18 protein-coding genes are annotated in these 21,426 nt (G+C 53.2%); 14 read left to right on the top strand and 4 right to left on the bottom strand.

The window, feature by feature from the left end; genetic code table 11:
• The first annotated feature begins 6 nt into the window (after positions 1–6).
• The 9 genes from GQS10_RS17215 to lpdD all read left to right on the top strand — a co-directional run bounded on the left by GQS10_RS17215 (position 7) and on the right by lpdD (position 10,763).
• Positions 7–2,412, top strand: coding sequence for a 3-hydroxyacyl-CoA dehydrogenase/enoyl-CoA hydratase family protein (locus tag GQS10_RS17215; protein ID WP_166244444.1), 2,406 nt, complete (start codon positions 7–9; stop codon positions 2,410–2,412).
• A gap of 21 nt (positions 2,413–2,433) precedes the next feature.
• Positions 2,434–3,618, top strand: coding sequence for an acetyl-CoA C-acyltransferase (locus tag GQS10_RS17210; protein ID WP_166244442.1), 1,185 nt, complete (start codon positions 2,434–2,436; stop codon positions 3,616–3,618).
• A gap of 319 nt (positions 3,619–3,937) precedes the next feature.
• The gene (locus GQS10_RS17205) at positions 3,938–5,746 is read left to right on the top strand and encodes an acyl-CoA dehydrogenase family protein (protein WP_166244440.1); all 1,809 of its coding nucleotides are present in this window, start codon (positions 3,938–3,940) and stop codon (positions 5,744–5,746) included.
• A gap of 32 nt (positions 5,747–5,778) precedes the next feature.
• Positions 5,779–7,524, top strand: coding sequence for a long-chain-fatty-acid--CoA ligase (locus tag GQS10_RS17200; RefSeq protein ID WP_166244438.1), 1,746 nt, complete (start codon positions 5,779–5,781; stop codon positions 7,522–7,524).
• Between the two features lie 143 nt (positions 7,525–7,667).
• Complete coding sequence (locus GQS10_RS17195; protein ID WP_243735231.1) at positions 7,668–8,114, top strand: PaaI family thioesterase; 447 nt, start codon at positions 7,668–7,670, stop codon at positions 8,112–8,114.
• 185 nt (positions 8,115–8,299) lie between these two features.
• The gene (locus tag GQS10_RS17190; RefSeq protein ID WP_166244434.1) at positions 8,300–8,776 is read left to right on the top strand and encodes a GNAT family N-acetyltransferase; all 477 of its coding nucleotides are present in this window, start codon (positions 8,300–8,302) and stop codon (positions 8,774–8,776) included.
• A 149-nt stretch (positions 8,777–8,925) separates the two neighbouring features.
• Complete coding sequence (locus GQS10_RS17185; protein WP_166244432.1) at positions 8,926–9,678, top strand: GNAT family N-acetyltransferase; 753 nt, start codon at positions 8,926–8,928, stop codon at positions 9,676–9,678.
• A 43-nt stretch (positions 9,679–9,721) separates the two neighbouring features.
• Positions 9,722–10,333 (top strand): GNAT family N-acetyltransferase, encoded by a 612-nt coding sequence (locus tag GQS10_RS17180; RefSeq protein ID WP_207952325.1) that lies wholly within the window; start codon positions 9,722–9,724, stop codon positions 10,331–10,333.
• A 43-nt stretch (positions 10,334–10,376) separates the two neighbouring features.
• The gene (gene lpdD, locus GQS10_RS17175; RefSeq protein ID WP_166244428.1) at positions 10,377–10,763 is read left to right on the top strand and encodes a prenylated flavin chaperone LpdD; all 387 of its coding nucleotides are present in this window, start codon (positions 10,377–10,379) and stop codon (positions 10,761–10,763) included.
• A gap of 145 nt (positions 10,764–10,908) precedes the next feature.
• Here the strand turns inward: lpdD and GQS10_RS17170 are convergent, their stop codons facing one another.
• Positions 10,909–11,901 carry a multicopper oxidase domain-containing protein gene (locus GQS10_RS17170; protein ID WP_166244426.1) on the bottom strand — a complete coding sequence of 331 codons (993 nt, stop codon included), beginning with the start codon at positions 11,899–11,901 and terminating at the stop codon, positions 10,909–10,911.
• Positions 11,902–12,092: 191 nt separating this feature from the next.
• On the opposite strand from GQS10_RS17170, the gene GQS10_RS17165 reads away from it, so the two are divergent.
• Positions 12,093–12,992: a CPBP family intramembrane glutamic endopeptidase gene (locus GQS10_RS17165; RefSeq protein WP_166244424.1), complete on the top strand. Its 900-nt coding sequence runs from the start codon at positions 12,093–12,095 to the stop codon at positions 12,990–12,992.
• Between the two features lie 117 nt (positions 12,993–13,109).
• Here the strand turns inward: GQS10_RS17165 and GQS10_RS17160 are convergent, their stop codons facing one another.
• From GQS10_RS17160 to GQS10_RS17150, 3 genes are all read right to left on the bottom strand, one after another.
• A complete protein-coding gene (locus GQS10_RS17160) occupies positions 13,110–14,312 on the bottom strand; it encodes an MGH1-like glycoside hydrolase domain-containing protein (RefSeq protein ID WP_166244422.1) in 1,203 nt (400 codons plus the stop codon).
• 139 nt (positions 14,313–14,451) lie between these two features.
• Positions 14,452–14,796: a hypothetical protein gene (locus GQS10_RS17155; RefSeq protein ID WP_166244420.1), complete on the bottom strand. Its 345-nt coding sequence runs from the start codon at positions 14,794–14,796 to the stop codon at positions 14,452–14,454.
• 58 nt (positions 14,797–14,854) lie between these two features.
• Positions 14,855–15,730, bottom strand: a complete 876-nt coding sequence (locus tag GQS10_RS17150) for an EamA family transporter (protein WP_166244418.1) — start codon at positions 15,728–15,730, stop codon at positions 14,855–14,857.
• Between the two features lie 243 nt (positions 15,731–15,973).
• On the opposite strand from GQS10_RS17150, the gene GQS10_RS17145 reads away from it, so the two are divergent.
• The 4 genes from GQS10_RS17145 (at position 15,974) to GQS10_RS17130 (ending at position 21,335) form a co-directional block, all read left to right on the top strand.
• Positions 15,974–16,471 carry a divergent PAP2 family protein gene (locus GQS10_RS17145; protein ID WP_166244416.1) on the top strand — a complete coding sequence of 166 codons (498 nt, stop codon included), beginning with the start codon at positions 15,974–15,976 and terminating at the stop codon, positions 16,469–16,471.
• 94 nt (positions 16,472–16,565) lie between these two features.
• The gene (locus GQS10_RS17140; protein ID WP_166244414.1) at positions 16,566–19,739 is read left to right on the top strand and encodes an efflux RND transporter permease subunit; all 3,174 of its coding nucleotides are present in this window, start codon (positions 16,566–16,568) and stop codon (positions 19,737–19,739) included.
• A gap of 51 nt (positions 19,740–19,790) precedes the next feature.
• The gene (locus GQS10_RS17135; protein WP_166244412.1) at positions 19,791–20,753 is read left to right on the top strand and encodes an RluA family pseudouridine synthase; all 963 of its coding nucleotides are present in this window, start codon (positions 19,791–19,793) and stop codon (positions 20,751–20,753) included.
• Positions 20,754–20,807: 54 nt separating this feature from the next.
• Positions 20,808–21,335, top strand: a complete 528-nt coding sequence (locus GQS10_RS17130; RefSeq protein WP_166244410.1) for a hypothetical protein — start codon at positions 20,808–20,810, stop codon at positions 21,333–21,335.
• Positions 21,336–21,426: the final 91 nt, after the last annotated feature.

Below are 21,426 nucleotides of genomic sequence, written 5' to 3'. Positions count from 1 at the left end.
AGCGGTATGAAATTTAGCATTCGCAAAGCAGCCGTCATCGGCTCGGGAGTGATGGGCTCCGCCATTGCGGCGCATTTGGCCAATGCAGGCATTCCGTCGCTGCTGCTGGATATTGTGCCGGGAGCGCTGACGCCCGAGGAGGAGGCAACAGGGCTGAGCCTTTCGCATCCGCAGGTACGAAATCGGCTCGCCGCCGCAGCCGTGCGGAAGCTGAGTCAAACGAAGCCGGCACCGCTCTACAGCGATGCCTTCGCCTCCCTGATCACACCGGGCAATCTTGAGGACGATGTAACGAAGCTGTCCGAGGTGGATTGGATTATCGAGGTTGTGGTCGAACGGCTCGAGGTGAAACGGGAGCTTTTACGGCGCATCGAATCGGTGTGGACGCCGGGCACGATCGTCAGCACAAACACATCGGGGATATCGGTTAATGCGATGTCGCAGAATTGCGGCGAGGCGTTTCGCCAGCACTTCCTCGGCACCCATTTCTTTAATCCGCCGCGTTACATGAAGCTGCTGGAGCTGATTCCGGGAGATGAGACGCTGCCTGAGCTGGTCGCTTTTATGAAAGCCTTTTGCACGAAGACGCTGGGAAAAGGGGTTGTGGCCGCGAAGGATACGCCGAACTTTATTGCGAACCGGATCGGCACGTACGGTCTGCTGGTGACCTTGGAGGAGATGGCGCACAGCGGGTTCACCGTGGAGGAGGCAGACGCAGTTACGGGGCCCGCAATGGGGCGCCCGAAAAGCGCAACGTTCCGCACACTCGACTTGGTCGGACTCGATACGTTTGTTCATGTGGCTTCCAATGTGTTCAACGGCGTAGAGGATGAAGCGGAAAAGGCGGTATTTCAAACGCCCGCAGTGCTTCGCGAGCTGGTGGAGCGCGGCTGGATCGGGGAGAAGGCAGGGCAGGGCTTTTATAAAAAGGTGAAGGGTGACAGCGGCGGTTCGGTGATCGAGGCGCTGAACCTGCAGACGATGGAGTATGCACCGAGCCGCAAAATCGGAAGCGCTTCCTTGGAAGCGGCGAAAGCGGCCAAAGGAGCGAAGGGGCGTATCCGGGCACTGCTCGGGACGAAGGACCGGTACTCGGAATTTGCGTGGAAGGTGCTGAAGCGGGTGCTGCTCTATTCGGCGGAGGTGCTCGGGGAAATCGCCGATACGGTGTCGGACGTCGATATGGCGATGAAATGGGGCTTCAACTGGGATTTGGGACCGTTCGAAACTTGGGATGCCATCGGGCTTCGCGAATCGGCGCGCCGCATGGAGGAGGAAGGCCATACGCTGCCGGAATGGGTGAAGGATTTGCTCGACGCGGGACACGAGTCGTTTTATCAGCAGGATGCCGGCGGTACGCTGCTTGAATGGAGCTGGGGGCGGTACCGCGGAGTGGAGCGTGAGCCGCAGGCAATTTCGCTGCGCGGGCTGAAGCAGCAAAACCGCGTCATCCGCAGCAATGCGGGAGCGAGCTTAATGGATATCGCCGACGGGGTGGCGTGTCTGGAGTTCCATTCTCCGAACAATGCGATCGGCGCGGATATTTTGACGATGATCTCCCAGAGCGTCGATGAGGTGGAGGCGAATTGGCGCGGGCTGGTCATCGCCAATGAGGGAAAAAACTTTTGTGTCGGCGCGAACTTGATGCTGCTGCTGATGGAGGCGCAGGACGAGGAATGGGATGAGGTGGACAGCATTATTCGCCTGTTCCAGGACACGATGATGAAGCTGAAGCGCAGCGGGAAGCCGGTGGTCGCGGCACCGCATCGAATGACGCTGGGCGGCGGGGTTGAGGTTTGCCTGCCGGCCGATCAGGTGGTGTTTTCGGCGGAGACGTATTTTGGCCTTGTGGAAACCGGCGTCGGCTTGATTCCGGCGGGCGGAGGCTGTAAGGAGCTGGCGCTGCGCGCCGCTCGGCGGATCGATGGTGTGGCAGAGGCGGAGCTGCAGCCGTATTTGAACCATGTGTTTGAAACGATCGCGATGGCGAAGGTATCGACAAGCGGTCATGACACGCAGCGGCTTGGCTTCCGCAGGGAGCAGGATGCGGTGGTGATCAACGGCGACCATTTGATTTATGAAGCGAAGCAGGCAGTGCTCCGGATGGAGCAGGCAGGTTATACGGTGCCGAGGGAGGAGCTGTTCGCTGCCGGCGGCGAGGAGGCGAAGGCGGTGATGCTGCTTGGTGCGTATTCGATGCGGCAGTCCGGATATATCAGCGATCACGATCTGAAAATCGCCGGAAAGCTAGCTCATGTGCTGGCGGGCGGGAATGTGCCGGCCGGAACACGGGTATCGGAGCAGTATATGCTCGATCTTGAGCGCGAAGCGTTCCTAAGCTTATGCGGCGAGCCGAAGACGCAGGCACGGATGCAACACATGCTGGCCAAAGGCAAGCCGCTGCGCAATTAATGGAGGGGAGAGGTGAGAGCGATGAATGAGGCAGTCATTGTTTCGATCGCCCGGACGGCGGTGGGCAAAGCGAAGAAGGGAAGCCTTGCGCAAACCCGGGTGGAGGATCTCGGCAAAGCGGTGTTAGAGGGAGTGATCGAGCGCGCGCCGGGTGTCGGCAAGGATCAGGTCGAGGACATTATCCTTGGCTGTGCAATGCCGGAAGGGGAGCAGGGGCTCAATGCGGCGCGTATTATCTCGCTGTATTCCGGCTTTCCGGTTACGGTGCCGGCGCTGACGATCAACCGGTTTTGTTCGTCGGGTTTGCAGGCGATTGCCTTTGCCGCGGAACGGGTCATGCTCGGCCATGCCGAGGTGGTTATCGCCGGGGGCTTTGAAAGCATGAGCCATGTGCCGATGACCGGCTTTAAGCTCTCCCCGCACCTCGGCATCGTGGAGTCGATGCCCGAGGTGTACATGGGCATGGGCCACACGGCGGAGGAGGTCGCGCGCCGCTTTAAGGTGACGCGGGAGGACCAGGACGCGTTTGCAGTGCGCTCGCATCAGCGGGCGGCGGCGGCGATTGCGGCCGGCCGGTTCGCTGAAGAAATTGTGCCGGTGCGCGCCGAGCGCAAAGGCGTCGATGCCGGCGTGCGGGCGTTTCGCGAGCCGTTCGTGTTCGACACGGACGAAGGCGTGCGTCCGGACACGAGCCTGGCGGGGCTCGCGAAGCTGAAGCCGGCGTTCGCGGCGGGCGGCACGGTGACGGCGGGCAACGCCTCGCAAACGAGCGACGGCGCAGCCGCTGCGCTGGTGATGAGCCGCGCGAAGGCGGAGGCGCTTGGGCTGAAGCCGCTCGCGGCGTTCCGCTCGTTTGCGCTGGCCGGCGTCGAGCCGGAAATTATGGGCGTCGGCCCAGTGGAGGCGATCCCGAAGGCGCTGCGGATGGCCGGAATTACGGCGGCGGATGTGGATTTGTATGAGATTAACGAGGCGTTTGCTTCGCAATGTGTGCATATTATCCGGGCGCTCGAGCTTGACGAGGAGAGGGTGAACGTAAACGGCGGCGCGATTGCGCTTGGGCATCCGCTTGGCTGTACCGGCGCGAAGCTGACGGCGTCCTTGATTTACGAGCTGCGCCGCCGCGGTGGCGGTATGGGCGTGGTGTCAATGTGCATCGGCGGCGGTATGGGGGCGGCCGGGGTGATCGAGGTGTTTGGAGTCTGAAAGGGGACTGGGAGTGGGCTGCAGGATTTGCGAAGGACTGCGTGTTCACGTGGTGCGGTAAAGGTCTTGCACACGACTGACAGTTCAGCGGTGCGGAAAAAGGCTTGCGCAGTACTGACGGATCACGCAGTAGCGGTAAAGGTCCTTGCGCAGAGCTGACGGTTCAGGCATGCGGGTAATGATCTCGCGCAGACTGACTGTTCACGCACAGTACGAGTTTCGGTCTCGCACAGGATTATTAGCTCCTTCAGGACTTACGACTTGCGGCACTAGGCCGCTGAAGGTTTGTAACCAAAATAAGCAAAAGGGAGAGGATCACATGGATCAAGCAAAAAACGTCCAAGAGGCGCAGCAGCAAAAGGATTATGTCGTGGGCGGAAGCTTTGTCATTGGAGAGGCGGAGCTTTCCCGAGTGATGACGCCGGAGGATTTCAGCGAAGAGCAGCGCATGTTCGCCGACACGACGCGGGATTTTGTCGAAGGAGAGGTTGTGCCGAACGACGAGCAGCTGGAGAAGCTGGACTACGAGCTGACGGTCCAGCTCATGCGCAAGGCAGGCGAGCTGGGCCTGCTCGGAGCCGATGTTCCCGAGGCGTACGGCGGCCTTGGCCTCGACAAAGTGAGCTCGACGATTATCAATGAGACGCTCGCCAAAGCTTCCTCCTTCGCGCTGTCGATTGGCGCCCACGTCGGAATCGGCACGCTGCCGATTGTGTTCTTCGGCACAACGGCGCAAAAGGAAAAGTACCTGCCGCAGCTCGCCACCGGTGAAAAGATCGCCGCCTACTGCTTGACCGAGCCGACGTCCGGCTCCGACGCGCTCGGCGCCAAAACGACCGCCAAGCTGAGCGAGGACGGCTCGCATTATGTGCTGAACGGCTCCAAACTTTATATCACGAACGCCGGCTTTGCCGACATTTTTATTGTGTATGCGAAGATCGACGGCCAGCATTTCTCCGCCTTCATCGTGGAAAGAGGCACACCGGGCTTCACGATCGGGCCGGAGGAGAAGAAAATGGGCATTAAGGGCTCCTCCACCTGTCCGCTTTTCTTCGAGGATGTGCGCGTCCCGGCGGAAAACCTGCTTGGCGAAGCGGGCAAAGGCCATCTAATCGCCTTTAACATCTTAAATATCGGCCGTTTCAAGCTGGGTGCGGGCTGCCTCGGCGCCGCCAAGGAAGCGATCGCGCTTTCTGCTCAATATGCAAATACGCGTCAGCAGTTCGGCACGCCGATTTCACGCTTCCCGCTGATCGGCAAAAAGCTCGCTGAGATGAATGTGCGTACGTATGCGATGGAAAGCGTCGTTTACCGGACGGCCGGCTTGATCGACGATATTTTAAAGGATATCGATCCGACGGACGCGCAAGCGGGGGTAGCGGCAGCCAAAGGGATCTCCGAGTACGCGCTGGAATGCTCGATCAACAAGGTATTCGCGTCCGAGGCGCTCGACTTCGTTGCTGACGAAGGCGTACAAATCCACGGGGGCTACGGCTATATTCAGGAATATAAAATCGAACGCATCTACCGCGACTCGCGCATAAACCGCATTTTTGAAGGAACGAATGAAATTAACCGTCTTTTGATTCCGGGCACCCTGCTGAAAAAAGCAATGAAGGGCGAGCTTCCGCTCATGCAAAAAACGCAAGCGCTGCAAAGCGAGCTGCTGTCCCTCGTTCCGGGCCAGACGTTCGAAGGAACGCTGGAACAGGAAGGGCATCTTGTGTCCATGGCGAAAAAACTGTTCCTTTTGATTGGCGGGCTGGCGGTGCAGAAGTACGGAATGTCGCTGGAAAAAGAGCAGGAGACGCTCGGTGCGCTTGCCGACATGATGATTCAAATTTATGCCATGGAAAGCACGCTTCTTCGGACTCAAAAGCTGATTGCCAAGGCGGGCGAGGAAAAGTCTCTGAACGCGATCCAAATGACGACCGTATTTGTGCATGAAGCCTTCACGCAGCTGGAAACAATCGCAAAGCAGACGCTTTCCTCCATGGAAACCGGCGATATGCTGCGGACGCAGCTGTCGATGGTCAAGAAGCTGACGCGGACCACCCCAGTGAACCTGACAGCCGTAAAGCGGGACATTGCAGCTCGTGTGAGCAAGCAGGAAAAGTACGTCGTGTGATTTCAGATTATGAGCGAAGGGAGCGGTTCCCGATGACCTTTGAAGACAAACCGTGGCTAATCCATTACCCGCAAGAGGTCGCTCCGACGTACAACTATCCGAAGCATAATGCCGCGCAGCTGCTGGTTCAATCCGCCCATCGATACCCGGGACATTGCGCCGTCTATTTTATGGGCAAACGATTGACATACGCACAGCTGCTTGAACAGAGCACCCGATTTGCGCATGCACTGAAGCAGCTTGGCATTCAAAAAGGGGAACGGGTAGCGATTATGCTGCCCAATTCCCCGCAGTATTTGATCGCTTTTTACGGCACCCTGCTCATGGGCGGGATTGTTGTACAGACGAATCCGCTGTACATGGAGGGGGAGCTCACCTATCAGCTGAAGGACTCCGGCGCGGCCGTCATTGTTACGCTTGATCTGCTTTTTGCCAAGGTGGAAAAGGTGTTTCCACGAACGGAGCTGCGGCATGCGCTTGTTACATCCATTCAGGATTACCTGCCGTTTCCCAAAAATCTTCTCTATCCGATAAAGCTGAGAAAAGAAGGGCAGATGCCTCACATTCGTTACAGCAGTCAGGTTCATTCCTTCAAAAAGCTGCTGGCGGGCGCACCGGCATCCCGATTATTTGAGGAGGTCGATGCGGAGCGGGATGTTGCCGTCCTGCAGTACACCGGAGGGACAACGGGCGTGTCGAAGGGTGTCATGCTGACGCATTACAATCTAACCGCAAACACGTATCAAAATATTCACTGGGGCTACAAAAATAAGGACGGCGAAGAGCGATTTTTGGCAGCGCTTCCATGCTTTCATGTGTTTGCCTTAACTGTGCTGATGCTGCAATCCGCGCTTCGGGCGGGGACACTCATTTTACTCCCAAGGTTTGAAGTGAAGCAGGTGCTGGAGGCGATTCATAAGCATAAGCCGACAATTTTTCCTGGGGCACCGACGATGTATATCGCTCTTATTAATCATTCAGAGCTGTCCAGCTATGATCTTTCTTCCATTCAGGTTTGCATCAGCGGCTCGGCTCCGCTTCCGCTGGAGGTACAGGAACGATTCGAGGAGCTGACCGGCGGGCGCTTAATCGAGGGCTACGGGTTAACCGAGGCCTCACCGGTAACCCATGCGAACCCCATTTGGGGGCGTAGAAAAATCGGCTCGGTCGGGGTACCCTTTCCGGATACGGAGGCACGGATTGTCGATGCGGACAGCGGAGAGGATGTCCCCGTTGGGGCAATTGGCGAGCTGCTGGTCCGTGGACCGCAGGTCATGCTCGGCTATTGGAACCGTCCGGATGAAACGGCGAAGGTGCTGCGCGACGGCTGGTTATATACGGGCGATATGGCGATAATGGATGAGGACGGATATTTTTCCATCGTTGACCGCAAGAAGGATATGATTATTGCGAGCGGGTATAACATCTATCCGCGCGAAATTGAAGAGGTGCTGTTCGAGCACCCTGGTATCAAAGAAGCCGCGGTAGCGGGGGTGCCCGATCAATACCGCGGCGAAACGGTAAAAGCATTTATCGTGCTGAAGGAAGGCGAGTATGTGACGGAAGCGGAGCTTGATGCGTGGTGCCGAGGAATGCTGGCCGCGTACAAGGTGCCCCGCCTTTATGAATTCCGCGAGACGCTTCCCAAAACGATGGTCGGTAAAGTGCTTCGCCGCAAGCTGCTGGAGGAAGAGCTGGGGCGCAGGGAGTCGGCTCAGGCCTCAGCAGAGGATGATGGAAGACAGCGAGAAGCGTCCGATAAGGAACATGAGGCATAGGAGACCCACTGGAGTCCATTCGGAAGCGAATTCGGCTGGCCTCTTGGTGCTTCATTCGAAAACCGATTCGTCGAAAATAACGATGGGATCAGCAGAGGTCTATGGTACAAGGCAAAATCGACCTTCTGAAAGGAGGGGAAGTGTTGACGCAATCGAAACTAGACAACGGCCAGCAGCAACCGAATCCTACGGACGTCACCGTCTATCTGGAGCAAATGGAGCAGGCGGCACAGGGAACCTTTTGGACGTATTTGGGCTGTAAAATGGAGCGTTTAACGGATCAAGAGCTTGTTATCTCATTGGATGCCCAGCCGCATCATCTGAATGTCATCGGTATCGTTCACGGCGGCGTCATTTCTTCGCTGCTTGATAATGCAATGGGAGCAGCGGTGATGGCGCTGCGTCCTCACGAAAAGGTCGTCACTACAAATTTAAATGTGCATTTTGTATCACCGCTGAAGGCCGGCAAGCTTATTGTGAAGGCCTCCGTGCTTCATCAAACGCGCAAATCGATTACCGCGCAGGCGACTGTATCCGATCAGGAAGGCACTCTCGGCTCCATTGGGACCGGATCCTTTCGGGTCATCTAGCTTCAGCAGCGCCAGTGCAAAAGCTGTACAGATCGGGACCATATACGATGAAAAAGGGCATTTCTCTCACTTTGGGGGATGCTCTTTTTTGCATGCTGCCTTATTGTCGTTTTATTTGACGGCGGTTTTGATTGGCAGGCGATAGCAGGTGTTTTATGATGGATAGAAAAGGGAGGATATTCCAAATGATTCGGTCATACGCAAATTCTGAGGATACGCAGTATGTCGTCGAATCCCATTGTCGCATTTACTGCGCGGACTATGGGTACGATGACTCTTTTGTCGAGTTTATCGTGCAGGCTGTAGAGGATTTCGAAAAACATCGCGATGCTACCAAAGAAAATATATGGCTTGTAGAGACGGGCGGCTCGCGCAAAGGCTCCATCGCCATTGTCAAATATACGGAGGAAGCCGCTCAGCTGCGCTGGTTTCTACTGGAGCCGGAAGTGAGAAATCAAGGGTACGGGAAGCAGCTGCTGCAGGCTGCGCTGCAATTTTGCCGGGAAAACCAGTATAAGTGCGTCTTTCTCTGGACGAATGATTCACTGACGGCAGCAAGGGCGCTGTATGAAAGCTTCGGCTTTCAGGTTGTGAAAAGGAAGACACGCAGCCTGCCCGATCAAACACTGAATGAAGAAAAGTGGGAGCTTATTTTGGATTAGAGTAGTGAACCCATGAAGAACCCAGAATCAGTTTTAGGTATTTTCAATTGTTAAAGCATCCTGCCCATGGATCGATACTATACAGATGATTCAAAACGAATTAATATACATAAATATGTATTAATATTAAAAAATATGGGGGGATTGTATTGAACAACAAGGGAATTGAACAGCTTTCTTTGAACGCATGGCCGGCTCAGTATCATCTTTTTCATGATGGGTGGGTGCTGCGGTTTGCACAGGGGTACACCAAGCGCTCCAATTCCGTACAAGCTTTTGATTCGGGGGGAGAGGAAGAAGGGCTTGAAGCCAAGATCGACTACTGCGAACGAATGTATGCACAGGCGGGGTTAGATCCCATTTTTAAGATTACGCCCTTCATCACTGAGGGGTTAGAATTGGCTTTGATGGATCGAGGCTATGAGCTGCTTGAGCCGTCGCATGTTCGAATCCTTGAGGATCTGCAAACAATCAAGAAACCGACATGCTCTGAAGTCCATGTGGAAAAGGAGGTGACGGAAACTTGGTCAGCGACAATGTGCAGCTTTGGGGCACTAACACCTGCTCGTGCAGACCTTTCTCGAAACATGCTGAGCTGCTCACCGCTGACGAAGGGTTTTTTCACTCTTTTTGTTGATGCTGCACCGGTTGCGTGTGGCCTGGGGATTGTGGAGAAGGGCTATTTGGGACTGTATGATATCGTAACGCATCCCGAGCACCGCGGCAGGGGATATGGAGAACAGATGATTTTACACATGCTTGTGTGGGCCAAGTCTCAAGGAGCGGAGAAAAGCTATTTGCAGGTGGTTCAAAACAATGTAGCGGCAAACAAGCTATATGACAAGCTGAATTATAAAATCCTTTATGCTTATTGGTACCGCAGAAAAGGCCTCCATACATAATTAAAGGAAAAAGGTCATGTTCTCGAACGGTTTACTTCATGTTATGGTGAATATTAAACCAGACAGAAAGAGTGAGGTTCCGGTGAAAATCGAAGATATTTTTGGAGAGCTGCCGGTGTTAGAGACGGAAAGGATGAGGCTGCGGAAAATCGTGGTTGAGGATGCCCGGGATCTATTCGCGTACTGTTCGGATGAAGAGGTGTCCAGGTATACGACGTGGGATACGCATCAAACGATAGAGCATAGTCTCGGTTTTATTCGTTATATCCGCCAATTGTATGGGACGAAGCAGGTTGCTCCTTGGGGGATTGAGGATAAGCGAACAAACCGGTTGATCGGGACTGTCGGTTTTGTGTATTGGCATCCTTCCCACTCGAGGGCCGAACTCGGCTATGCGCTGGCTCGTCCTTATTGGAATCAGGGAGTGGGAACGGAAGTGGTCCGTCGCACGATTCTTTTTGGTTTTGAGCAGATGAAGCTCGTGCGTTTGGAAGCACGCTGCCATCCGGATAATATCGCTTCCTTTCGTGTCATGGAAAAAGCAGGAATGAGCTACGAAGGTATTCTGCGCAAGCATACTGCGGTGAAGCGGGTCAACCAAGATGTGAAGCTGTATTCGATCCTCAAAGAGGAGTTTGATGCGCAGTATAAATAATAGGTTGCATGGTGAGATGGAGCGACAAAGGAGGAGCCCCGTGATGAAAGACGATCAAATTGCACAACCGAACATATATGGAATATCGATTCAAGCTGTAATCATGGGTAAAGATGTGTTGTTCTCGGTTACGGGGGGAGAGGCTCATATCGGGGCGGCTGCGACGGCGTTTTATTCGGAGGAAGGTACGGTTCATTCGGATGTGTTGATCCTTCCGGGTCACCGCGAAGGAGAGCTTGCGGTGGAGCTGGCACGCATGGCTGCGCTGGCTCTTTCGTGTACGGTGGTGGTAGTGGCCGGAATTCATTTGCATCAACCAACCAAGCAAGATATCGAGGAGGTTGTTGCAGAGACGAAGCGGGAAATGGCTCTCATGTTGAGCCGATGGGATCGTGTGAAGCCAGCATGCATGGAATCATTCTCGTCCTAAGCTGAAGGATCACAGTGTGGGAATGAACGTGTTGGTTATTTTATCGAGGGCAGTGATTCTTCGGAACACAACAGTGAAAAAAGAGGAGAGTCGGGTCAGGAACGGCTCTCCTGCTAGGGTTTCGCGAATGCAATGCAATTCACACTCAATGGCCAGAAGCCTGGCCTCCGTGATCCAATCCGTCATGCGTGACCCGTAATATACCTACCGCTCCCTTGGAGGCATGATCAAATTGATGAGTAACGATCGGATAATCGCCTTCCTCGGTGACTGTAAATTCAACCACAGCGCCGCCGCTTGCCGGCAGCAGGACGGTTTGCAGGCCTTTGAGCACATTGCTCGGATTGCCGTCGATATACACCGCATCCATCGTCGTGCCAACGACATGGAAAGAGGAGACTTCGTTAGGACCGGCGTTGCTGATGTAGAGACGCACGATATCCCCGACTTTTGCCAGAAGGGGCTTTTCCATGAGTTCGAAATCGGTTCCGTTGAATACAACGTACTCCGGCTCGCCGTTTAGAAACTGCTCATAATCATGCTCCTCGTACCATTCGCTTTGAACGAGGGTATATTCTCTGTCAACCATAGGGTCTGTGGGATATCCATTCTTGGGCTCGACAATGATCATCCCGTACATTCCATTCGCGATATGCGCTAAAACCGGCTTTGTCCCGCAGTGATACATAAATACGCCAGGAGTATTAGCCGGATAAGTGAACGTCCCTTGCTCATTCGGCTGCACATCGATAAATTTAGCGCTGGGCGCGGCGTGGACAGCGTGAAAATCCATCGAATGCGCGAGATTAGGGTCTTTATTTTTCAACGTAAAGGTAAGAACATCGCCTTCCTTAATGCGCAGGACCGGGCCCGGTACGGTACCGTTAAACGTCCAAGCGTTATACGTTTCTCCCTTCGATATTTCGATATTGGTTATTTGCGCTGTCATTTCGATCGACACTTGATTTCCGTTTCGTTTCATAATTGGAGGCACCGCCGGCTGATTCAGACGGGTCTCTTTCGGGGGATTCGTTGTTGCTGCTGTTTCAGAGGTTTTCGTTGTATCAAAAATACAACCGGACAGCAGGACTGCTATTACAGAGCAGAGGAGCAAGGCTTGAGAGTATCGTTTAGGCATGGCGACCCTTCCTTTGCAGTGATTTTGGAGATTTCCATGCAAGTATATCCTTAGAATACAGCGTTGAACGTGACTGGAAGCACATCGCCTTAGAAGTGCGGAAAAAACCATGGTTCTGTCACAGGTTTGACAAACTTGGACATTACATGAGGGATGTGTACTTGAGGAAGGTTTGAACAGAGGAGGGCTTCATGGACGTACACAGGCAGTGCGACAGGAACAAACAGAATAGTCTGCAATCCCTCGCGAATATCACAGAATACGAAGAAACCAAGGTGACCACGGACTTAAGCGAGAATTCTTTGCTCTGGAAGCCTGCATTTTCTTTTTGGTTTCCCGGATTATTGTTTGCGATTGCCGTGATCGGTCTGCAAGTTCTGCCTTGGTGGGGCGGGGCTGTTTTCGGATTGCTGTACGGGCTGATCGGTTTGGGGTGGAAGCGGTATCGAGAGTTTTTGGGTACTGTACTTCTCTATATTGTCGGATTTACGTTATACACGCTGCTGCGCTCTTGGATGATGGAGCTGCCGCTGGATCGAGAATGGGGGGTCATCTTGTCGCGGTTCGGATTGCTCGGCCTGCTGCTTCCTTTTGTTTGGGATGCTGTCATACGGCGATCAAAGCCGTCTTATTTACGTTTAGGGAGCTTCCGGCAAACGATTTATTTTCCATTTATTTGGAAGGGTTTTATTGCAGATCCGATCTGGAGATTTCTCTTGATTTCCTTAAGTATAATCACGATTACGTTTCTCCCTTTTATTGACTTTCACCGAGAGCAGCTTTTTCTGCTGCTTAGCTTTGGAGTTTTGTTTGGAATCGTCAACGGAATATTGGAAGAGCTTGTGTGGCGGGGATTCGTGTTAAGCCGTATGGCGGCCGCGCTTGGGCAATTACATGGATTATTGGTGACAAGCCTTGCCTTCGGACTTTATCACTATTCATTAGGGATTTCGTGGCCGATATGTATTCTGTTTGCTGGATTTGGGGTGATGATGGGAGGGCTTACGCTTCGTTCGGGCGGGATCGGACCTGTCACTGTCATGCATATCATGATGAATATCTTTTTTGTGCTTAGCGGCATGATTTTTTGAACGGCTTCTATTTATCTGTTCCAGTGGAAATGAAGAAGCCTGATCGAATAAGACCGGTAAGATCAAAGATCAGGCTTGATACATTTTTTCGGAAGTCTATGGACTTGCTAGGCTCTGTTACCCTGAAATCGAATTTGCCGCACGTTCCCACAAATGCGCCATGGCGATGAGAGGGTTATGCCCTAAATAATCCTGGCATGGCTGATTGAAGGGGGTATACGGCTTTCGCTGCACTGTTGTTTGATCGCCCAGCATCGGATGATAAAATTCCCAAATGGTTCCGGTTCGCTTGAACTGTTCAGCGGTAGCATCGAGTGCACGCTCCAGCAGAGCTTTCGCAGCATCCATTCGCCCATACCGCATACAGCCCCGCGAGGCCCAATACGTCATGCTGTTCCATGAAGGGCCGCGCCACATGCGGAGCTCAAAGCCAGGATCGTTCAGAGCAACCGTCGGCATCGGATGGGGGGCGAAAAACCGTTCCGGGTTTAGCACATTTTCATCGATTACCCTTTGTGCCTGCTCGTTGGAGGCCGCTCCTGTAATGACCGCCCAAATGCCCTCAAAGGCAAGATGGCGCTGCTCCGGGCGATCTACTGCCCAAATGTCGTGAAAGAAGCCGGTTTCCTCATCAAAGAGCTTGTTCTGGATAAACTGCTTCAGATCATCCGCACGGGCTTTACACTGGCTGCTTTCATCCAAGTGGCCCAGCTCTTTTGCCCAAGCGGACGCTATATCGTGCAGCTCATAGACATGGGAGGTTGCATCGATACAAGCATATTTGCCGGTGCTGATCTGATCGAAACGAATTCCGTCGTCGACGCCGCTTTCCCATAAATGATTAAGAATGTCTGTGTAAAAATACCCCTCTTGCTCCGCTTTACGGTTTGCTTCAAACCATCCGATTTGCCGTACCAAAGCCTCGTAAGCAATGTGCAGCAGAGAACGGTCCCCGGTTGCTGCGATATACTCGTTCACAGCGGCAGGCCATACCGGAGGATGGGTTTGTGTTCGGTTCCAGCGCACCTCGTTATTCGTCATATAGATCACACCAGGCAGGAAGCCATCCGCGGACATGTTATGTAAATTGTTTACTAGCTGCAGTTTTGCATGCTCTTGTCTGGTATGAATCGCATCCATTACCGCGTGCACGATATCCCAATGACCGAACGCAGGTCCGTAACAGTATCCGCTTCCGATATTTTCCCAAGGGTGGGGAAAGGGAGATTGCGCAGGATATGTACATTTTTGATGAAGCTCCTCTACATACTGCAGGACGGGCAGCCATTCGGCTTTACCGGGAAATGAGTTAGAATTCATAGCGAGATCCTCTCCTTTTCGGTATGCGCTTCCACTTCAAGGTAAACGATTTCGTAGTCAATTACAAGTAGTGAATGGCAAAAAGCCGCTCTCCCGAGAATATCAAGGCTGCGGCTTTTAACGCTAAAGTTGGATGTTATTATTGTGCGGGCTGAATGACGCCTTTTTCGAGCAGCAGCCGCTCAAGCTCCTGCTTCCTTGCCGGTGCCACCTTCTCACTGCGCTGTACATGAAGCAGCAAAGGCCGAAGGGCGTTCCGATTGTCCTCGGTATCCTTCGGACGCTTCATACGGCTGGCCAATTCGATCGCTTTTTGTACGAGCTGGTCATCGGGTTCACCGTTTAATTGATGCTGCAGATCCAGCAGCTCGCGAAACGGTTTGTTTTGCTGATAGAAGAATAAGTAGAAAAATCCGTTAACCAGCACGAGCAAAACAAAGCCGTATAATGGAATCCAAAACTTTAGCAGTTCGTTTACGTCCACGTCCTGCTCCTCCTCAACTGCGGGTGATCTTTTACCCTATATATTATCGAAAATGACGCTATTCCGCCAATTTGAGCACCAGAAGTCCGACAAGCGAGCATAACACTCCGGCAAATTCCTTACGGTTTACCGGCTCCTTCGCAATAATCCATGCGTAGGCTAGGATTAATACGACGTTCATGGCGATGACCGCTGAAACAAGACCTGTCGTCCCCAGCTTAAAGGCAGGGAGAATGAAGATCATACCGGAGATATTTGTCGTGCCTGCGAGCAGGCCTTTTCGAAACGTTTTGGTTCTCGATATTTGCTGCTCCGATTCCGCCGATTCCGCCGCCTGCTCCGCTTTACCCCGAGTACTCCACACATAGGAAACGAAAAAAAGCAGCGCCCCGGTAGCGTACATTATGGTAAGTGTCGGCAGCACATGCGCACCCAGCAGAGTCGATTGCTTGGCAGCCAAATCAGTGATGGCAAAAGTAATCATGGCCAGAAGACCCCAGCCTGCGCCTTTGGCCGGTCCGGAAACGACATCGCTCTGATAACGGATCATTATGATTCCAAGCAAAATGATGCCGATTGCCGCCATTTGCGACCCGGTCAATGTCTCGCCCCACATCAAATAAGCTAACAGCGCTACAACGACGGCTGGCAAGCCGGTCAGCATCGCAACGAGCGATGTTTTTCCGACGGCAAAGCCTTTATACATGGAAGCATTCGACCCGAAGGAGAAGACCCCCATAATTATACCGACAAGAGTCGGTACGGACCAGGTTTGCCCCATGATGAATGTTCCGGCTAAAGCAACGATCGTGCCGCAAACATAAACCCCGAATAGGAAAAGACTTCGGTTCATCGGCGTCTTTGACATGCGCTGGTATACAATGCCGCGTAAACCAAAGCAAACCGCCGCGCAAATCGCATAGACAAGCCACATTTCCGTTTCCCTCCTCTAGTTGACAATGTCCCCAGAATACGCCCGAAGGGGGAATCTGTCAACTGTTACGCGGACCATTACAATTAGGCAGGAGTCGAGGTTCTAACATTATGGAAAAGCTGTTGGATTGCGAAGGTTTTTCGTTGAGTTGACGTAATATTGGTTCGCATTGGCAGAGCGGCAGGTCCCTTCGCGTGCATATTCACTTCGCGGCCGTCAGATGCTATGGTCGAGGTGATTTCCTTGAACAAAGGCATAACAACGGGCTTAACAGGGATTTTAGTGGCGCAAGGACTGAAGCTGCCGCTTACGTATATGCGTACGGGAAAATGGAATTGGTCCGCACTGGTGCAAACCGGCGGAATGCCAAGCTCTCATTCGGCGGGCGTTGCGTCCTTGGCTTCTTATGTTGCTTTGAAAAAAGGAGTTCGCGCTGTTGACTTCGCGATCAGCACGATCTTCGGTCTAATCGTCATGTACGATGCGATGGGTATCCGCAGGCACGCCGGAGAAATGGCGGTGGAGCTCAATCAATTGGATGAATCCGTGGAAAGGCTGGCCGACCAGCATCCAGGCATCTATCACGAGCGCAAAGAAAAAGCGCTTAAGGAGCAGCTGGGTCATATGCCGGAGGAAGTAGCGGCCGGAGCATTGCTCGGAACAGTAATCGGCATCGCAAGCTATTTGCTTGAACCGAAAAAGAAAAGATTTGCGGCATCACGCTGGTTATCACCCCGATGAAAATCGGGGCTTTTTTCATTGAATCGGTTCCTGCTGTTATATATTCTTTTTTCCAGCCAAATACTAAGGACATCAACATTTTGGGAGTGTCCTTATGAAACAGACGATATTATTTTCCCTTCATAACAAATTTGCCTTGCTGCTGTTAACACTAATGGTAACTTTCGCTGGAATATATGCCGGGACAACGATGAAGCTTGAGTCGATTCCGAACATTAATGTTCCGATCGTCACCCTGACGACGATATACCCTGGTGCAGCACCGGAAACGGTGGCCGAAGATATCACGCTTCCATTGGAGCGTCGGCTCAAAAGCATGAACGGGGTAAGCACGTATACATCAACCTCTGCAGACAATGTCTCAAGCATACTTGTTGAATTTGCTTACGATCGGGATATGGATGAAGCCGAGCGGGAAATAAGGGATATGGCTGCAGCTATGCCGAAACCGAATGGGGCGGGCGAGACGGATGTATCCCGGTTTAATATCAACGATATTCCTATTGTAACCCTGAGCATAGCAAGTGAGAGATTGAATCTGGAACAGCTTAGCGAGCTTGCGGATAAGCAGCTGCTGCCCGAGCTTAGCGGAGTTGAAGGGGCGGCCCGGGTACAAGCTAGCGGTCTTCTTCGGCGTGAAGCGACGGTCACGCTTATTCCGGATCAGCTAAAACAGCTTGGATTGACTCCCGAGACGGTTACTGGGGTCATTCAAGGCTCCACGGCAAAGCTGCCGTTAGGCTTGTTCGAGCTTGGCGCCAAAGAAGCGTCCATAGTCGTGGACGGCCAGCTGCAGACACTTGACCAGCTCAAAGCGCTGCGGATTCCTGTCGTTCCGCAAGGGGCGGGGTTCGGAGCGGCCGCAGCGGGGGCAGCGGGGACGGGGGTCAAGCCTTCGGGCGGGCCAGCGGCGCTTGCTGCACTGCCAACGGTAACACTTGATCAGATCGCGGAAATTGCGCTGGTAGAGCAGAGAGATTCGATTTCCCGCACGAATGGACAGCCTTCAATCGGGGTCACGATAACGAAAACGACGGATGCCAATACAGTTGCCGTGGTCAACCAAGTGAAGCAGATTGCGGAGGACATGCAGGAGCGTCACACCGGTCTGCGAGTCACGATCTTGAATGACCAGGGCAAGCCAATCGAGGAATCCGTACATACGATGGTAAGCAAGGCGATTTTTGGAGCCGGCTTTGCGATCCTTGTCATCCTGCTGTTCTTACGAAATATCCGTACGACTCTGATTTCCGTCGTTTCGATTCCGTTATCGCTTTTGATTGCGCTTCTGGTGCTAAAGGAAATGGATATTTCCCTTAATATTATGACGCTCGGTGCGATGACGGTGGCGATCGGGCGGGTAGTCGACGATTCGATTGTCGTGATTGAAAATAATTACCGCCGTCTTTCGCTTCAAACAGAAGCCCTGCGGGGCAAAGAGCTCATTGTAGATGCCACCAAAGAGATGTTTATGCCGATTTTTTCATCTACACTGGTAACGGTTGCCGTTTTTTTACCGTTAGGGCTTGTCAGCGGACCGGTTGGGCAGCTGTTTATGCCGTTTGCCTTGACGATGGTTTTCGCGCTGCTCGCTTCGCTGCTTGTGGCCGTGACCGTAGTGCCGATGCTGGCGCATGTTTTTTTATCCGGCTCCGGCCGGAGGAAGGCGCATCGGGAGGAAAAGCCGGGAAAGCTTTCTTTGTGGTATCAGCATGCGCTTCGCTGGTCCTTAAATCATAAATGGACCGCCTTTGGCGGGTCTTCTCTGCTGCTGGCCGGAAGCTTGCTGCTGCTTCCTGCTATAGGGTTTAGCTTCTTGCCAGAGGAAGAGCAGAGCTCACTCACCATCACCTATACTCCACCTGCCGGAGCGCTGCTTGAGCAAACGGAGCAGGTCGCTTTAAAGACGGAGCAAATGCTGTTATCCCGCAAAAATGTAAACGGTGTACAATATTCGATCGGCTCCGCGAGTCCGTATGGCGCCGCTGCTGGGGGCGGCGGGAAATCGTCGGCCGTGTTTCAGATTCAGTACGATGAGGATAGCGAGCAGCTAGCCTGGGAGAAAGAGGATATGCTTCAGGATGTGAAGCACATTGACCCGGCAGGTGTTTGGAAGCAGCTGGACAGCTCCGGCGGGATCGGAGGCAACACCCTGCAGCTCTTTATTTACGGAGATCGAATGGAGGATATCCGGACCGCTGCAGATCAAGTGCTGGAGGAGCTTCGCAGACGCGAGGAAGACTTCCAGCAGCCGAAGTCGAGCTTGTCTCAAACGCTGCCGCAGTATACGTTCCGGGTAGATTCATCGTCGCTAAGCGGGTACGGCTTAACGGCCGCGCAGCTTGCTGTAAGCCTGCGTCCGGCTCTGGGGCGTCCGCAGCTCTCCGTGTTAACAACGGAAAGCGGGAAACAGCTGCCGGTTTATATGCAAACCGAGGAGAGGACTTATAAGGACATTTCCGATCTGCAAAATGAAATCGTACCCGCTCCGCTTGGGCCTGTTCCGCTGCGGAATGTCGTTGAGCTGGTTCAAGGAGAAGCGCCGAGTGAGGTCACGCGAAAAGACGGGCAGCTGTACGCGCAGATTTCAGCCTCCATCGAGGCCAAGGATGTTGGGAAAGCATCATCCGAGCTAGGCAAAGCCTTAGACAAGCTGAAGCTCCCGGCTGGAGTTACGGTCGATTTTGGCGGAGTGACTGAGCAAATGAACGACACCTTTCGCCAGATGGGGCTCGCCATTCTTGCAGCGGTCGCCATCGTTTATTTATTGCTCGTATTGTTTTTCGGCGGGGCGCTTACGCCGTTTGCGATTTTATTTTCACTGCCGTTCACGGTCATCGGCGGTCTCGTTGCTCTTTATGCGGCGGATGAAACGATCAGCGCCTCGGCGATGATGGGCGCGCTTATGCTGATCGGTATCGTGGTAACCAACGCGATCGTCCTGCTGGATCGCGTCCGATGGAAAGAGAAGGAGGGGCTCTCCGTACGGGAGGCACTGCTGGAAGCGGCTGCGACGCGGCTCCGTCCAATATTAATGACGGCACTCGCAACCATTGGCGCGCTTCTGCCGCTTGCTTTAGGTTGGGAATCGACGAGCGGCAGCTTGATATCCAAAGGGCTGGGCGTTACGGTGATCGGCGGCTTGGTCAGCTCAACACTGCTTACACTCATTATTGTGCCGATCGTATATGAGGCACTGTCCCCGCGGCGAAAGCTGCGCCGGTTTCGAAAGCTGCCTTTAGGTGATGGGGCATCAGATGTGGTATGATGGAAGCATTGACCATAATGAAAAGTTTCCATATGCTGGGAGTGTAGACGAGTGATTACCCGCACTATAGCCCCGTCGGAAAGCGGCAAACGGCTCCATCGTTATTTACGGACACTTATGCCGAATTTTCCGCTCGGACAAATTTATAAAATGATCGATTCTGGAAAAGTGAAAGTGAACGGCAAGCGTAAGAAACAAAATTACGAGCTGGCGGCTGGTGACGAGCTGACCATTTTTATGGACGAGGATTCCTTTAAACAGACGAACGGGGCCGAGAAAAAAGTCAAGTTCGCCGGTGTCAACACGATGATTGACATTGTATATGAGGATGAGGAGCTCATGGTCGTCAACAAACCTGCGGGACTGCTCACGCATCCGGATCAAACGGAGCAGAAAAATACGCTGATTACGCGAGTGCACGCTTATTTGTACAAGCATAACAAGCTGGACAGCGCCTTGTTTTTACCCGCTACGGCGAACCGCCTGGATCGAAACACCAGCGGTTTGGTCCTTGTAGGTAAAACGGCTGGAAAGCTCCACGAGCTGAATCAAATCATTCAAAGCCGAGAGCTCGAAAAATATTACATTACCGTTGTCGAAGGCACGGTAACCGGCAGCGGAACGATTTCAGGCACTCTTGTGCGGGACACAGATAAGAATAAAACACTGATCGGCGGAACGCGGGAAGCCGCGCGTCCAGGAGCAGCGCTTGCCGGTGAGAAAGAGGCGGAAACGAGGTACCGCAGTCTAGCGTCAGGGGGCGGTTATTCGCTGGTGGAGGTAGAGCTGATCAGCGGTCGCACGCATCAGATTCGCGCGCATTTCAAGAGCATCGGTCATCCGCTGCTGGGGGATATCAAGTATGGAGGCAGACGGTTTGAGGATGTGAATTATCAGCTGCTGCATGCTTGGCGGATTGTGCTTCCGGACGGTACTGTCTTTAAGGCTCCTCTGCCGCCGGACTTTAAACGGATTTTAAAGCAAACGGGCATTCCGCTGCCGGATAACGGATAATTTATACGTACGGATCAACGGGCTATAGCTCGTCACGTCAGGAGGCTGGAAGTGATGGAACGTACCAATACGATCGTTCCTTTCGGTTATGAACCGCAAATGTCCACGAAAAAAGGAACGCTGTTCTATTATGATACGTTTGAACGTGCAGATGTCCATGCGCTTTCCTCGGCAATAGCGTTAGCAGAGTCGCGTTCCTTTTCCAAAATGGTCTTTTACCCGCTGCACGAGGAGACCGTTAAACGAATGACGAAGGAGGCGCCGATCTCTTTTTATAAAAGAGAGCGTTTGCTGCTTGAGTTTATGGAGGAGCTGGGTGAAACGCGGGGAATCACCGTGGAAGGCTGGGAAGGGAAGCGCAAAAAGTATACGCCTATGGATACGGCACTGCGGTTCTTGACGGAGAAGTATCCAGGCCCTCACTTCTTCATGCTCCCAGGAGCGTTTGCGAATTTGTTTGCCACCTATGCTACGTTCGAGGAATGGATTCGTACGATTCGGCTTGTTATTGTTGATCCGGTCCAGCCTGTGCACCCGAATTTGCTTCGTTTTGAAAGCCGCTGGGAACGGTTTAATCCATAACGAATGCACAGTTGAACGCGCGGAATTCCTTAATAATTTACGTTTAAACGGTCAATTGGTCAGCCGGCGCAGTGGTGTGCTCCTATCGGTT

The organism is Paenibacillus turpanensis (genome assembly GCF_011421635.1).
GTDB classification, from domain to species: domain Bacteria; phylum Bacillota; class Bacilli; order Paenibacillales; family YIM-B00363; genus Paenibacillus_AK; species Paenibacillus_AK turpanensis.
This window is presented reverse-complemented; position numbering and strand designations above follow the sequence as displayed.

Bases quoted from the DNA above. Each gene is read 5' to 3' on its own strand.
- GQS10_RS17215 (WP_166244444.1), top strand. From the start codon at position 7: ATGAAATTTAGCATTCGCAAAGCAGCCGTCATCGGCTCGGGAGTGATG.
- GQS10_RS17210 (WP_166244442.1), top strand. From the start codon at position 2,434: ATGAATGAGGCAGTCATTGTTTCGATCGCCCGGACGGCGGTGGGCAAA.
- GQS10_RS17205 (WP_166244440.1), top strand. From the start codon at position 3,938: ATGGATCAAGCAAAAAACGTCCAAGAGGCGCAGCAGCAAAAGGATTAT.
- GQS10_RS17200 (WP_166244438.1), top strand. From the start codon at position 5,779: ATGACCTTTGAAGACAAACCGTGGCTAATCCATTACCCGCAAGAGGTC.
- GQS10_RS17190 (WP_166244434.1), top strand. From the start codon at position 8,300: ATGATTCGGTCATACGCAAATTCTGAGGATACGCAGTATGTCGTCGAA.
- GQS10_RS17180 (WP_207952325.1), top strand. From the start codon at position 9,722: ATGGTGAATATTAAACCAGACAGAAAGAGTGAGGTTCCGGTGAAAATC.
- lpdD (WP_166244428.1), top strand. From the start codon at position 10,377: ATGAAAGACGATCAAATTGCACAACCGAACATATATGGAATATCGATT.
- GQS10_RS17170 (WP_166244426.1), bottom strand. From the start codon at position 11,901: ATGCCTAAACGATACTCTCAAGCCTTGCTCCTCTGCTCTGTAATAGCA.
- GQS10_RS17165 (WP_166244424.1), top strand. From the start codon at position 12,093: ATGGACGTACACAGGCAGTGCGACAGGAACAAACAGAATAGTCTGCAA.
- GQS10_RS17160 (WP_166244422.1), bottom strand. From the start codon at position 14,312: ATGAATTCTAACTCATTTCCCGGTAAAGCCGAATGGCTGCCCGTCCTG.
- GQS10_RS17150 (WP_166244418.1), bottom strand. From the start codon at position 15,730: ATGTGGCTTGTCTATGCGATTTGCGCGGCGGTTTGCTTTGGTTTACGC.
- GQS10_RS17140 (WP_166244414.1), top strand. From the start codon at position 16,566: ATGAAACAGACGATATTATTTTCCCTTCATAACAAATTTGCCTTGCTG.
- GQS10_RS17130 (WP_166244410.1), top strand. From the start codon at position 20,808: ATGGAACGTACCAATACGATCGTTCCTTTCGGTTATGAACCGCAAATG.